Annotated in this window: 15 protein-coding genes and 1 pseudogene; 9 read left to right on the forward strand and 7 right to left on the reverse strand. The window is 60.5% G+C overall.

What is annotated here, in order from left to right; translation table 11 throughout:
* Positions 1-99: 99 nt before the first annotated feature.
* From scpB to KGA82_RS25580, 4 genes are all read right to left on the reverse strand, one after another.
* Positions 100-1,080: an SMC-Scp complex subunit ScpB gene (gene scpB, locus KGA82_RS25565; protein ID WP_223435086.1), complete on the reverse strand. Its 981-nt coding sequence runs from the start codon at positions 1,078-1,080 to the stop codon at positions 100-102.
* 11 nt (positions 1,081-1,091) lie between these two features.
* Entirely contained in the window at positions 1,092-1,850 is a 759-nt protein-coding gene (locus KGA82_RS25570) for a segregation and condensation protein A (RefSeq protein WP_404943248.1), read from the reverse strand.
* Between the two features lie 63 nt (positions 1,851-1,913).
* Entirely contained in the window at positions 1,914-2,543 is a 630-nt protein-coding gene (locus KGA82_RS25575; protein WP_032832737.1) for an L-threonylcarbamoyladenylate synthase, read from the reverse strand.
* A gap of 13 nt (positions 2,544-2,556) precedes the next feature.
* Positions 2,557-3,420: a PHP domain-containing protein gene (locus KGA82_RS25580; RefSeq protein WP_008030458.1), complete on the reverse strand. Its 864-nt coding sequence runs from the start codon at positions 3,418-3,420 to the stop codon at positions 2,557-2,559.
* 87 nt (positions 3,421-3,507) lie between these two features.
* On the opposite strand from KGA82_RS25580, the gene KGA82_RS25585 reads away from it, so the two are divergent.
* The 6 genes from KGA82_RS25585 to KGA82_RS25610 all read left to right on the forward strand — a co-directional run bounded on the left by KGA82_RS25585 (position 3,508) and on the right by KGA82_RS25610 (position 7,854).
* Entirely contained in the window at positions 3,508-4,104 is a 597-nt protein-coding gene (locus tag KGA82_RS25585) for a septation protein A (RefSeq protein ID WP_008042693.1), read from the forward strand.
* A 1-nt stretch (position 4,105) separates the two neighbouring features.
* Positions 4,106-4,405 (forward strand): YciI family protein, encoded by a 300-nt coding sequence (locus KGA82_RS25590; protein WP_007984134.1) that lies wholly within the window; start codon positions 4,106-4,108, stop codon positions 4,403-4,405.
* Between the two features lie 109 nt (positions 4,406-4,514).
* Positions 4,515-4,928 (forward strand): hypothetical protein, encoded by a 414-nt coding sequence (locus KGA82_RS25595; protein ID WP_008042694.1) that lies wholly within the window; start codon positions 4,515-4,517, stop codon positions 4,926-4,928.
* A 7-nt stretch (positions 4,929-4,935) separates the two neighbouring features.
* Positions 4,936-5,613 (forward strand): response regulator transcription factor, encoded by a 678-nt coding sequence (locus KGA82_RS25600; RefSeq protein ID WP_008030451.1) that lies wholly within the window; start codon positions 4,936-4,938, stop codon positions 5,611-5,613.
* Positions 5,614-5,877: 264 nt separating this feature from the next.
* Positions 5,878-6,327: a hypothetical protein gene (locus tag KGA82_RS25605; RefSeq protein ID WP_008030449.1), complete on the forward strand. Its 450-nt coding sequence runs from the start codon at positions 5,878-5,880 to the stop codon at positions 6,325-6,327.
* A 186-nt stretch (positions 6,328-6,513) separates the two neighbouring features.
* Positions 6,514-7,854, forward strand: a complete 1,341-nt coding sequence (locus tag KGA82_RS25610; RefSeq protein ID WP_008030447.1) for a sensor histidine kinase — start codon at positions 6,514-6,516, stop codon at positions 7,852-7,854.
* A gap of 105 nt (positions 7,855-7,959) precedes the next feature.
* Here KGA82_RS25610 and KGA82_RS25615 read toward each other — a convergent pair whose 3' ends face one another.
* Positions 7,960-8,526, reverse strand: coding sequence for an NAD(P)H nitroreductase (locus tag KGA82_RS25615; protein WP_223453028.1), 567 nt, complete (start codon positions 8,524-8,526; stop codon positions 7,960-7,962).
* A 122-nt stretch (positions 8,527-8,648) separates the two neighbouring features.
* On the opposite strand from KGA82_RS25615, the gene KGA82_RS25620 reads away from it, so the two are divergent.
* Positions 8,649-10,103, forward strand: a complete 1,455-nt coding sequence (locus KGA82_RS25620; protein ID WP_008030441.1) for a TrkH family potassium uptake protein — start codon at positions 8,649-8,651, stop codon at positions 10,101-10,103.
* On the opposite strand, the gene KGA82_RS25625 is transcribed toward KGA82_RS25620, so the two are convergent.
* Positions 10,060-11,121 carry an AraC family transcriptional regulator gene (locus KGA82_RS25625; RefSeq protein WP_202949139.1) on the reverse strand — a complete coding sequence of 354 codons (1,062 nt, stop codon included), beginning with the start codon at positions 11,119-11,121 and terminating at the stop codon, positions 10,060-10,062. The two genes, KGA82_RS25620 and KGA82_RS25625, sit on opposite strands and share 44 nt — an antisense overlap.
* Positions 11,122-11,281: 160 nt before the next feature.
* Here KGA82_RS25625 and KGA82_RS25630 point away from each other — a divergent pair, with 160 nt between their 5' ends.
* Both KGA82_RS25630 and KGA82_RS25635 read left to right on the forward strand, forming a co-directional pair.
* Positions 11,282-11,593, forward strand: coding sequence for a DUF962 domain-containing protein (locus KGA82_RS25630; RefSeq protein ID WP_008030437.1), 312 nt, complete (start codon positions 11,282-11,284; stop codon positions 11,591-11,593).
* Between the two features lie 37 nt (positions 11,594-11,630).
* Positions 11,631-12,221: an HD domain-containing protein gene (locus KGA82_RS25635; RefSeq protein WP_008030435.1), complete on the forward strand. Its 591-nt coding sequence runs from the start codon at positions 11,631-11,633 to the stop codon at positions 12,219-12,221.
* Positions 12,222-12,328: 107 nt separating this feature from the next.
* Here KGA82_RS25635 and KGA82_RS25640 read toward each other — a convergent pair.
* Positions 12,329-12,458: pseudogene (locus KGA82_RS25640) on the reverse strand (UDP-2,3-diacylglucosamine diphosphatase); the annotation flags it as partial.

Raw genomic sequence — 12,458 nt, forward strand, 5'->3', positions numbered from 1 at the left:
GGCGATGGCGGTGGGTCAGCCAGTACATTTATTGACTGACCCACCGCTATCGCCAGCAAGCCGGCTCCTACAAGGGTCTCATCGTCTACGAGATTTGGGTCAGTCTTCGAACTCGCGGCGTTCGGCTTCGATGGCTTCGGCGAGGGCCCGGGCTTCGGCTTCTTCGTCGGACAACTCGGGCTCGGGCTCGGGTTTCGGCTGTTCGAGCGCGGCGACGGCGGCCAGGAGCTTTTCGCGCGCCTCAGCCACACCGAGCACATCATCTTCCCGTTCTTCTTCGACGGTGGCTTCTGGTTCGACTTGAAGCTCAGCCTCAATGACCGCTTCCGGCTGCGCCAAAACCTCTTCGGTCACGCTCATCTCGCCATCACGCAAAATGTCATCGAAGTCGGTCTTGAGCCCCTCCTCCATGGTGTCCAGCTCCAGCAACAACGTATGGAAGCTGGTTTCTTCCTTCGGCTCTTCCGGCTCGGCGCTGGCGTCCGCCAGTTCCTGCAAACCGGCTGGCACGGGCGCATCGTCGAAGTCGAGCACCGGGTCAGGCTCCAGCTCGCGCAGTTCCGCGAGCGGCGGCAGATCGTCAAGATTCTTCAGGTTGAAATGATCGAGAAACGCCTTCGTCGTCGCAAACATCGCCGGTTTACCGGGCACGTCGCGATAACCGACGATGCGAATCCACTCCCGTTCCAGCAACGTCTTGACGATGTGACTGTTGACCGCCACGCCCCGCACGTCTTCGATCTCGCCCCGGGTGATCGGCTGGCGATAGGCAATCAGGGCCATGGTTTCGAGCATGGCGCGGGAATACCGCTGCGGGCGCTCTTCCCACAAACGCCCGACCCATGGCGAGAATTTTTCGCGGATCTGCAGGCGATAGCCGGAGGCGACTTCCTTCAGCTCGAACGCACGGCCCTCGCAGGACTTGGCCAGGATCGTCAGGGCTTTCTTGAAGACCGGCGGCTCTGGCCGCTCGCCCTCCTCAAAGAGTTCGAACAGGCGTTCAAGCGATTGCGGTTTTCCCGAGGCCAACAGAAAGGCTTCAAGCAATGGCGCCAGCTCGCGGGGTTCAGTCAGGTTCATGATTCAACTCGTTATTCGGCTCGGGCTCGCACGTGGATCGCCGCGAACGGCTCATTCTGCACCAGCTCGACCAAGGATTCCTTGACCAGTTCGAGGATCGCCATAAAGGTCACCACTACCCCCAGGCGTCCTTCTTCAGCGGTGAACAGCTCGACAAAGGGCACGAAACCGCCCCCTTTGAGCCGCTCCAGCACGTCGCTCATGCGCTCGCGCGTGGACAGCGCCTCGCGGCTGACCTGGTGGCTTTCGAACATGTCGCCACGGCGCAGCACCTCGGCCATGGACATCAACAACTCGGACAGACTCACATCCGGCAACAGCTTGCGCGCCCGTGCTTCCGGGGCATCCAGCTTGGGCACCACCACGTCACGACCGACGCGGCTCAGGCCATCGATGCCTTCGGCGGCTGCCTTGAAGCGCTCGTATTCCTGCAAGCGACGGATCAGTTCGGCGCGCGGGTCGTCTTCTTCGTCTTCGATGGTTTCGGCGCGCGGTAACAGCATCCGCGATTTGATTTCGGCCAGCATCGCGGCCATCACCAGGTACTCGGCGGCCAGTTCCAGGCGCACCGACTGCATCAATTCGACATAGCCCATGTACTGGCGGGTGATTTCCGCCACCGGGATGTCGAGGATGTTGATGTTCTGTTTGCGGATCAGGTACAGCAGCAGGTCGAGGGGGCCTTCGAAGGCTTCGAGAAAAACCTCGAGCGCATCCGGCGGAATGTACAGGTCCAGCGGCATTTCCAGCACCGCCTGGCCATAGACCATGGCGAACGGCAGTTCTTGCTGGGCGCCGGCCTGACTGTCGATAACGGGTTCTACTGCAGACATTTACGCCTCGGCCATGAACGGCGTCGGGTCGCCGCAACCGACGCGGATCACTTCCGGCTCGCCATCGGCGAGGTTGATCACCGTGGACGCCTTGATCCCGCCGAAACCGCCGTCGATGATCAGGTCCACTTGATGCTCGAGCAATTGGCGCATTTCGTAAGGATCGCTCAGCGGGTCGGTGTCGCCCGGCATGATCAGCGTCACGCTCATCAGCGGTTCGCCGAGTTCTTCCAGCAGCGCCAGGGCAATCGGATGGCTTGGCACACGCAGGCCGATGGTGCGTTTTTTCGGGTGCAACAACAGGCGCGGGACTTCACGGGTGGCGTTGAGAATGAAGGTGTAAGGCCCCGGCAGGTGCGCCTTGAGCACGCGGAAGGTGCCGGTGTCGATCTTGGCGAACAGCCCGAGTTGCGACAGGTCGCAGCAAATCAGCGCGAAGTTGTGCTTCTCGTCCAGTTGACGCAACCGGCGCACGCGCTCCACGGCATTCTTGTCGCCGATCTGGCAACCAATGGCGTAGGAAGAGTCTGTGGGATAAATCACCACCCCGCCGTTGCGGATGATCTCGACAGCCTGTTTGATCAGGCGCGCTTGCGGGTTTTCCGGATGTATCTGGAAAAATTGACTCACATTCTCTACCTGTTCAGACGGCGGCAATAATTGGGTCATGTTTGAATCGACACCACAGTGGTGGCAGATCCTCCGGGAGCGGGCGGTATTCACCGATCTCGGACCAGCCTCCAGGGCCATGAAAATCACTGCCAGCGCTGACCAGCAGACCGAACTCGCGGGCGAGAATCGCCAGGCTGCCCACTTGCTCGGCGGGCTGATGGCCATTGACCACTTCGATAGCGTGGCCCCCAGCTTGAATATAGTCAGAAATCAGGCGGCGACGCTTGCTGCGAGTGAAATCGTAGTGCCAGGGATGTGCCAGGCTCACCCAGGCTTTTGCGGCGCGCAGGGTTTCGACGGTTTCTTCCAGGGTCGGCCAGTGTTGCTTGACGTCCCCCAGCTTGCCGGCGCCCAGCCATTTGCGGAACGCTTCGGCGCGATCCTTGACGAAACCTTCACGCACCATCCAGTCAGCGAAGTGCGGGCGGGCCGGCGCGTTGCCGCTGTCGCCCAGTTCCTGTTGAATCGCCCGGGCGCCCTCCAGCGCACCCGGCATGCCCTTCAACGCCAGTTTGCGGCTTATTTCTTCGGAACGTAGCCAACGGCCATCGTGCAACTTGGCGATGGCATCGACCAACGGCGCGGCATTGACATCAAATCCGTAGCCCAGTACATGAATGGTTGCGCCGCCCCAGGTGCAGGACAACTCGACGCCGTTGACCAGTTGCATCCCCAGCGCCGTTGCGGCGCTACGGGCCTCATCGAGGCCTTCAAGGGTATCGTGATCGGTCAAGGCCAGGACTCGCACGCCTTTCTCGAACGCACGCGCAACCAGAACCGCAGGCGCCAGGGCGCCATCGGAGGCCGTGCTATGGCAGTGCAAATCAACATTCACAGGGATGTGTAACCTCAAATCAGCCGGCGCTATCGCGCGCCCATATGTTTGTTATTATGCCGCCACATCCTGCTTCTGGCTGCCACTGTGAAACAATTCATCGATTTCATCCCGCTCCTGCTGTTTTTCATCGTATTCAAAATCGATCCACGGGTCGTCGACATCGCCGGTCATCCAGTGACTGTAGGCGGTATTTACAGCGCCACGGCAATGCTGATCATCAGCTCCCTGGTGGTGTACGGCACGCTCTTCATCAAGCAGCGCAAGCTGGAAAAAAGCCAATGGCTGACGCTCATCGCGTGCCTGGTCTTCGGTAGCCTGACACTGGCGTTCCACAGCGAGACCTTCCTGAAATGGAAAGCCCCGGTGGTCAACTGGCTGTTTGCCCTGGCGTTCATCGGCAGCCACTTCATCGGTGACCAGCTGCTGATCAAGCGCATCATGGGCCACGCACTGACCCTGCCGGACCAGGTCTGGACTCGCCTGAACATCGCCTGGATCGCATTTTTCCTGTTCTGCGGTGCCGCCAACCTGTTTGTCGCGTTCACGTTTCAGGAATACTGGGTCGACTTCAAAGTCTTCGGCAGCCTGGGCATGACGCTGTTGTTCCTGGTCGCTCAGGGTATTTACCTGTCCCGCCACTTGCACGACGCCGATACCACCACGCCAAAAACCGAGGACTGACATGCTTTACGCAATCATTGCCACAGACGTCGCCAATTCCCTGGAAGCCCGCCTGGCCGCACGGCCTGCACACCTTGAGCGCCTGCAAGTGCTCAAAGGTGAAGGTCGTATCGTATTGGCCGGCCCGCACCCGGCGGTCGACAGCAATGACCCGGGCGCTGCGGGTTTCACCGGCAGCCTGATCGTCGCCGAATTCGATTCCCTGAGCGCCGCCCAGGCCTGGGCCGACGCCGACCCGTACATCGCTGCAGGCGTCTACGCCAACGTTTTGGTCAAGCCGTTCAAGCAAGTCCTGCCGTAAATCTCTCCCTCGCGATGAACCTTGTCGGTTCATCGCGCTCTCAATCGCTCATTATTCTCGTTTGCCTGCCGACAACCTGCCCAATAATCGATTGGATTCAGGAGCTCCGATGCGCAAAGGTCCGTTGTGTCTGATGTTGGTCACGTTGTCGATCGTGGCGCCCGCCCACGGTGAAGAAAGTGCCGCCGGTGGTAGTTCGACGCCTCTGTCCTTGAGCGCCGGGAGCCAGATCAGCGAGTTGCAGCAACGCTTGAAGGTGAGCGAACAGCAACGAGAAGAATTGAGCAAACAACTGCAAAGTGCAGATGCCGAACGCGAAAGCCCTCAGCTGAGCCGGTTGCGCCAGGAGAATCAGCGTCTGAAGCTGCAACTCAAGGAAGCCCAGGCCAGCAGTCCGCTGCCGCGCTTTTTGACAGACCAGCAGCAATGGTTCGTGATCGGTGCAGGAGTTGCGCTATTGGCCCTGCTCTGCGGTATCTTCGCCAGTGGTGCAAGTCGAAAACGTCGACAATGGCTAAATTGAGTGAGTCATGAGCGAGCTGTTATTAATTGATGACGATCAGGAGCTGTGTGAGCTTCTGGTCAGTTGGCTGAGCCAGGAAGGCTTTCATGTCCGGGCTTGCCACGACGGCCAGAGTGCTCGTCGCGCGCTGGCTGAAACGTCCCCGGCGGCAGTGGTGCTGGATGTGATGCTGCCGGACGGCAGCGGCCTGGAACTGCTCAAGCAATTGCGCAGCGACCATCCGGAATTGCCGGTGCTGATGCTCTCGGCCCGCGGCGAACCTCTGGACCGCATCCTGGGCCTGGAACTCGGCGCCGACGATTACCTGGCCAAGCCGTGCGACCCACGGGAACTGACCGCCCGCCTGCGCGCCGTCTTGCGCCGCAGTCATCCGGCGGCGGTGTCCAGCCAGCTTGAACTGGGCGATCTGTGTTTCAGCCCGGTGCGCGGCGTGGTCAGCATCGATGAACAGGAATTCACCCTCACCGTCTCCGAAAGCCGCTTGCTCGAAGCCTTGCTCAAGCAGCCGGGCGAGCCGCTGGACAAACAGGAACTGGCGCAGATCGCCCTCGGTCGCAAGCTCACCCTGTACGACCGCAGCCTGGACATGCACGTCAGCAACCTGCGCAAAAAGATCGGTCCCCACCCCGACGGCCGCCCGCGCATCGTCGCCCTGCGCAGCCGTGGCTATTACTACAGCCTCTGAAACCTCGCACTCCCCTGTAGGAGCCGGCTTGCTGGCGATAGCGGTGGATCAGGCGGAGACTCTGCTGACTGACACTCCGCTATCGCCAGCAAGCCGGCTCCTACAGGGTCGGTGTGGTGTCAGGTCAATACGGCGCCGGGGTTTGTCAGGTGGATGCCAAACCGTCTTTACCCAAGCTTTACGCTCCGCTGACCGCCGCTGACCTTGATCTGCGTAATCTGTACTCATCCGGAACGTACCGGGAACGAGACAAGGAGATTCACCATGCGCAAGACTCTTATCGCTCTGATGTTCGCTGCCGCCCTGCCAACCGTTGCCATGGCCATGCCTGAAGGCGCCGGCCCGATGGGGGGTTCGATGGACGGCTCGCGCCACGGCGGTCAGATGCACGGCATGCACGGCAAAGGCCCGTACAGCCAACTGGACCTGAGCCGCGAACAGCGCGAGCAGATCCGCAAGATCATGGGCGAGCAGATGCACGAGCGTAAGCAAGTGGTCGACAAGTACCTGGAAAAACTCTCGCCGGCGGACCAGAAAGCCATGAAAGATGAAATGGCCGCCAACCACAAGAAAGCCGAGGCCGATGTGCGCGCCCTGCTGAAACCGGATCAACAGAAGCAATTCGACGAGATCCAGAAAAAACAGGCTGAGCGCCGCGCCGAATGGGCCGAGTTCAAGGCCTGGAAAGCGCAACAACCGCAAAAAGCGCAATAATGCGCTGACCCCGGACCCAACGGCTGTACACCGTTGGGTCTGATGCCACCCTGTTCAATGTGGGAGCGAGACCGGCTTGCCGGCGATAGCGATGTGTCAGTCAACACAACTGTTGAATGTGACGCCGCCATCGCCGGCAAGCCGGTCTCGCTCCCACATGGAATTCAGTCAGCTTGAGGATTTTCTGTGCGCTCATTGTTCTGGCGTATCCTGGCCAGCTTCTGGCTGGCCATCGCTCTGGTGGCAGGGCTGTCCATTCTGCTCGGGCACATGCTCAACCAGGACGCGTGGATTCTCAGTCGCCACCCGGGCCTCAACACCTTGCCCGAAGAATGGACGCAAACCTACGAAGCCCAGGGCGAAGAAGCCGCCCAGGACATTCTCGAACAGCGCAAACGCCAGTATCACATCGACGTTCAGGTGCTCAACGAAAGCGGCGACCCGCTCGTTCGCGGTACCTTTCCGCGCCGCGCCGCCGCCTTCGAAGCACGGCAGAACAACGATGACCGACGCCTGCCGTGGCGGCGTCTGACCGCCGAGTACACCAGTGAAAAAACCGGCGACACCTACCTGCTGATTTATCGTATTCCGCACCCGGAGCTGGACTCATGGCACCGCGAAAGCCTGCTCTGGCCACTGAGTGCGCTGGGCATCGCGCTCGTGGTGCTGACCCTGTTCAGCCTGTTCGTGACCCTGTCCATCACCCGACCGCTAAGCCGCTTGCGCGGCGCGGTGCATGATCTGGGGCAAACCACCTATCAGCAGAACAGCCTGGTGAAACTGGCCAACCGTCGCGATGAGTTCGGCGTACTCGCCAACGATTTCAACCGCATGGGCTCACGGCTGCAAAGCCTGATCGGCAGTCAGCGCCAATTGCTGCGCGATGTGTCCCACGAGTTGCGCTCACCGCTTGCCCGGTTGCGCATTGCGCTGGCACTGGCCGAACGGGCCAACCCAGAAGAACGGGAAAAACTCTGGCCACGCCTGACCCGCGAGTGCGACCGCCTCGAAGCGCTGATCAGCGAGATCCTGGTACTGGCACGGGTCGATGCCGACAACGCCAGCGCAGAAGACGTTGATCTGAATGCGCTGCTCAACTCGCTGCAAAAGGATGCGCAACTGGGTTCGCCGGAGCAGAACGTTCGTCTCGACGCAGAACCGCAACTGAATCTCAAAGGCTGGCCGACGATGATCGAGCGCGCCGTGGACAATCTGCTGCGCAACGCCCAGCGCTTCAACCCGGTGGGGCAATCGATTGAAATGCAGGCAGTGCGTCAGGGTGAGCGGATTGTGGTGAGCGTGCGTGACCATGGGCCGGGGGTCGACGCCGAGCATTTGAGCCAGTTGGGTGAGCCGTTTTATCGGGCGCCGGGGCAGACGGCAGCGGGGCATGGTTTGGGATTGGCCATTGCACGCCGGGCGGCGGAGCGGCATGGCGGGAGTCTGGTGTTGGCCAATCATCCGGATGGCGGGTTCATTGCCAGCCTGGAATTACCTTTAGTACCCGGAGCCGTCGTCCAACCCTAAAAGCTTCGCGGGCAAGCCTCGCTCCTACAGGGTTAGGTGCCGTGCCACAGCATCGTGACTGACATAAACCTGTAGGAGCGAGGCTTGCCCGCGAAGCATTTGATCTTAGGGTTTTGAAGGCCAGGCGCTGACAAATTCAGCCAGATCGACTTTCTCTGCAACGCGCGGTTCTTTCAGCGGCGTGCCCAGGTACAGGAAAGCAATCACCTCTTCCCCTTCAGCCAACCCCAACCCTTTGGCCACATGCGCCGAATACGCCAGCTCACCGGTGCGCCAGACCGCGCCGATCCCTTGCGCATAGGCTGCCAGCAGAATCCCGTGCGCCGCGCAGCCGGCCGCCAGCAACTGCTCGGACTTCGGATACTTGACGTGATCCTGCAACCGCGCGATCACCACGACCACCAACGGTGCGCGCAGCGGACCATTGCGGGCCTTGTCCAGCACCGCTTCGGACGCTTCGCTGTCCTGCAGTTTCGCGGCTTCGGCCAGCAACTCGCCCATCTGCTCGCGCGCTGCACCTTCGACTGTCAGGAAGCGCCAAGGCTGCAAATGGCCGTGGTCCGGCGCACGCATCGCGGCGTTAAACAGCACTTCGCGCTGCTCGGCGGTAGGGGCCGGGTCGATCAGTCGTGGAACGGAAACACGGTTGAGCAAAGCGTCGAGAGCCTGCATCGGCCACCTCCTGAAAAAAATGTCCGGCTATTCTAGCTGCAAGTGCCACGGGGATGCCGGTTTACATGCCCTGCCCCACGGGTAGAATGGCGCCCTTCCTACTTTCAGCCCGAGCGGACTTCATGGCGTTGCCGACCTTACGTCTCATTGGTTTCATCATCGGCCTCTTCCTGATCACGCTGGCGATCGCCATGGTCGTGCCCATGGCCACCCTGTTGATTTTCGATCGCACCGGCGATCTGCCGTCGTTCCTCTGGGCCAGCATGATCACCTTTGTCGCCGGCCTGGCGCTGGTGATCCCCGGCCGCCCCGAGCACGTGCACTTGCGCCCGCGGGACATGTACCTGCTGACCGTCAGCAGCTGGCTGGTGGTGTGCATCTTCGCGGCGCTGCCATTCCTGCTGACCCAGCACATCAGCTACACCGACTCATTCTTCGAAAGCATGTCCGGGATTACGGCCACCGGTTCAACGGTGCTCAATCACCTCGATGACATGTCCCCCGGCATCCTGATGTGGCGCTCGTTGCTGCACTGGATCGGTGGCATCGGCTTTATCGGCATGGCCGTCGCGATTCTGCCGTTGCTGCGTATCGGTGGCATGCGGCTGTTTCAGACCGAGTCGTCGGACCGTTCCGAAAAAGTCATGCCCCGTTCGCACATGGTGGCGCGTTTGATCGTAGCAGCCTACGTCGGCATCACCATTTTCGGCAGCCTGGCGTTCTGGTGGGCCGGGATGAGCCCGTTCGATGCGATCAACCACGCGATGTCGGCGATTTCCACCGGCGGTTTCTCCACGTCCGACCAGTCACTGGCCAAATGGACGCAACCGGCGGTGCACTGGGTGGCGATTGTCATCATGATTCTCGGCAGCCTGCCGTTCACCCTGTACGTGGCAACGTTGCGTGGCAACCGCAAGGCGCTGATCAAGGATGAACAGGTTCAAGGTTTGCTCGGCATGTTGTTGGTGACGTGGCTGGTGCTCACCACCTGGTACTGGTGGACCACTCAGTTGCATTGGCTGGACGCGCTACGGCATGTGGCGCTGAACGTGACGTCGGTGGTGACCACCACCGGTTTCGCACTCGGGGACTACAGCCTGTGGGGCAATTTCTCGCTGATGCTGTTCTTTTATCTGGGCTTTGTCGGCGGTTGCTCGGGATCGACTGCAGGCGGGATCAAGATTTTCCGTTTCCAGGTCGCCTACATTCTGCTCAAGGCCAACCTTAACCAGTTGATTCATCCGCGCGCGGTGATCAAGCAGAAGTACAACGGCCATCGCCTCGATGAAGAGATCGTGCGTTCGATCCTGACCTTTTCGTTCTTCTTCACCATTACCATCTGTGTGATCGCCCTGCTGCTGTCGCTGCTCGGCGTCGACTGGATGACCGCGCTGACCGGCGCCGCCAGTACCGTTTCCGGGGTCGGCCCGGGGCTGGGCGAAACCATTGGCCCGGCGGGCAACTTCGCCACCCTTCCGGATGCCGCCAAGTGGATTCTGTCGTTCGGCATGCTGCTCGGCCGACTGGAGATCATTACGGTGTTTGTTCTGTGTATTCCGGCGTTCTGGCGTCACTGACCTGGTTCGGCGCATCCATCAGCCGCACCCGGTACTCGCCGGGGGTGGCATCGAACCAGCGTCGGAAGGCGCGGAAGAAATTGCTCGGATCGGCGAACCCCAACAGGTAGGCAATTTCCAGCAGGGTCATGCTCGGTTGCGCCAGATACTGCTCGGCCAGTTCGCGTCGGGTGTCATCGAGCAGCGTCTGAAAACTCGTGCCCTCTTCCTGCAAGCGCCGCTGCAACGTCCGTTGCGACAAGTGCAGCGTCTGCGCCACGGTATCGCGCTTGGGTTCGCCCTGGGGCAGTAAACGGCACAACACCTGACGGGCCTTGTGGGTCACGCGGCTTTCGGAAAAGCGCGCCAGGTATTCCCCGGCAAAGCGGTCATGCAGCAGCGCCATGGCCTCATTGGCGGTTGGCAGCGGAGCTTCCATGTCGGCGCGCTCGAAAATCAGCGCGTCATAAGGTGCGTTGAACACCAGCGGCGCATGGAAGGCTTGTTTATACGGTTCGAGATCGACGGGCTGTTCGCCCTGCACCAACACCTTGCGCGGTTGCAGGGTGCGCCCGGTCAGCCAGCCGCACAGCGCCAGCGCGCAGGCCAGCGAGGCTTCGGCACTTTGTCGGGTCGGCGGCAGATGGTCACCGTGGACCGTCAGAATCAGGGCATACCCTTCATCCAGCAGACGGAAACTCAGGTCGGCACTTTCGGCGATGATCCGCTGATAACGCACCAAACGCTGGAAGCCTTCGGCCAGGGTCTGACTGGACATCAAGGCGTACCCAGCCACGTGGAATGACGCCGGTCGCACGACCTTGCCCATGTTCAGGCCAATCGCCGGATTACCGGACAGCTCGACCGCGCGCTGCCACAGGCGTGTCATGGAATCTTGCGGGAAGCGCGCATCAGGATCGTCCAGTGACGCGTAGTCGAGCCCCAGCTGCTTGAACAGAACCCGGCAATCCAGGCCGTCCATCTCCAGTGCTTTGACAATCCCCATCGCCCAGCTTGCAGAAGTCGTTCGTTCGCTCATGGCGTTTACTTACATGATGAGCCGCATGCTACGGCCAATTTCCGAAGGATACTAAAGTGGCGCCCATTGTCACTGGCTGATGCCAATGATCACTCTAGACTCAAATAAGCTACCCGCAGAACAACTTGCAGTCAGAACAATAACCACAGAGATCGCAGTCGTGGAAAACATCAGACGTTTCAACAGCTTCGCTGAGTTTTACCCGTATTACCTCAGCGAACACAGCAACAGTACCTGCCGACGATTGCACTTCATTGGCACGACGCTGGTTATTTGCATTCTGGCGCTGACCATCGGCAAAGGTGCCTGGTCGATGCTGCTGGCCATTCCGCTGGCGGGCTACAGCTTCGCCTGGGTCGGGCATTTCTTCTTTGAAAAGAATCGTCCTGCAACCTTTCAACATCCGTTTTACAGCCTGCTCGGCGATTTTGTGATGTTTCGCGACATGATTCTGGGCCGCGTACCGTTCTAGGCGCAGCCGCTATAGAAAAGCAAAGAGAGACTAGCCGATGAATGCCAATGCCCGCTTCACCCACATGCAGGACGGCACGCAGGAAGACTGGGCGATCATCGCCGCCGACTTCAGTGCCTACGCGAGGCAATTACCACAACGGATCATGGCGCACCTGAAACTGCTGGAGGGTGATTTTGGCGGGTTCCCGGTGGATCGTCTGACCCACTCCCTGCAAACCGCCAGCCGCGCCTGGCGCGATGGCCGCGACGAAGAGTACGTGGTGTGCGCCCTGCTTCACGACATCGGTGACACGTTGGGCTCCTACAACCACCCGGACATCGCGGCGGCGATCCTCAAGCCATTTGTCAGCGCCGAGAATGTGTGGATGGTGGAGAAACACGGGATTTTCCAGGGGTACTACTTTTTCCATCACTTGGGGATGGACCGGCATTTACGCGAGCAATTCAGCGGGCATCCGCAGTATCAGGCGACCATCGAGTTTTGCGCAAAGTATGATGCGGCGGCGTTTGATCCCGAGTATGAAACGTTACCGCTGAGCTTCTTCGAGCCGATGATGGAGCGGTTGTTTGCTCATCCGAAGAACTCGATTTACAGGGCGGCGATGCAAGAACACGCGCCGGCCTGACAGATCGGCGGTGTCAGGCCTGGCCCCTTCGCGGGCAAGCCTCGCTCCTACAAATGCGGCGCTGGCCCTGTAGGAGCGAGGCTTGCCCGCGAAGGCGTCTGACCGGCCTACGCGGGCTCCGCGATTTTGATGGCCTTCAACTCCGCCTCCCGCGCCTGGGCATCCGCCAACCGGTACAACTCGATCGAACCATCCCAATGTTCGATCAGCGCCGTGCACGACTCCACCCAATCCCCG

It is taken from the genome of Pseudomonas sp. BF-RE-22 (assembly GCF_019956155.1).
GTDB lineage: Bacteria > Pseudomonadota > Gammaproteobacteria > Pseudomonadales > Pseudomonadaceae > Aquipseudomonas > Aquipseudomonas migulae.

Excerpts from the sequence above, each read along its gene's own strand:
- scpB (WP_223435086.1), bottom strand. The coding sequence starts at position 1,080 with ATGAACCTGACTGAACCCCGCGAGCTGGCGCCATTGCTTGAAGCCTTT.
- KGA82_RS25570 (WP_404943248.1), bottom strand. The coding sequence starts at position 1,850 with ATGGTCTATGGCCAGGCGGTGCTGGAAATGCCGCTGGACCTGTACATT.
- KGA82_RS25590 (WP_007984134.1), top strand. The coding sequence starts at position 4,106 with ATGCTTTACGCAATCATTGCCACAGACGTCGCCAATTCCCTGGAAGCC.
- KGA82_RS25595 (WP_008042694.1), top strand. The coding sequence starts at position 4,515 with ATGCGCAAAGGTCCGTTGTGTCTGATGTTGGTCACGTTGTCGATCGTG.
- KGA82_RS25600 (WP_008030451.1), top strand. The coding sequence starts at position 4,936 with ATGAGCGAGCTGTTATTAATTGATGACGATCAGGAGCTGTGTGAGCTT.
- KGA82_RS25605 (WP_008030449.1), top strand. The coding sequence starts at position 5,878 with ATGCGCAAGACTCTTATCGCTCTGATGTTCGCTGCCGCCCTGCCAACC.
- KGA82_RS25615 (WP_223453028.1), bottom strand. The coding sequence starts at position 8,526 with ATGCAGGCTCTCGACGCTTTGCTCAACCGTGTTTCCGTTCCACGACTG.
- KGA82_RS25620 (WP_008030441.1), top strand. The coding sequence starts at position 8,649 with ATGGCGTTGCCGACCTTACGTCTCATTGGTTTCATCATCGGCCTCTTC.
- KGA82_RS25625 (WP_202949139.1), bottom strand. The coding sequence starts at position 11,121 with ATGAGCGAACGAACGACTTCTGCAAGCTGGGCGATGGGGATTGTCAAA.
- KGA82_RS25635 (WP_008030435.1), top strand. The coding sequence starts at position 11,631 with ATGAATGCCAATGCCCGCTTCACCCACATGCAGGACGGCACGCAGGAA.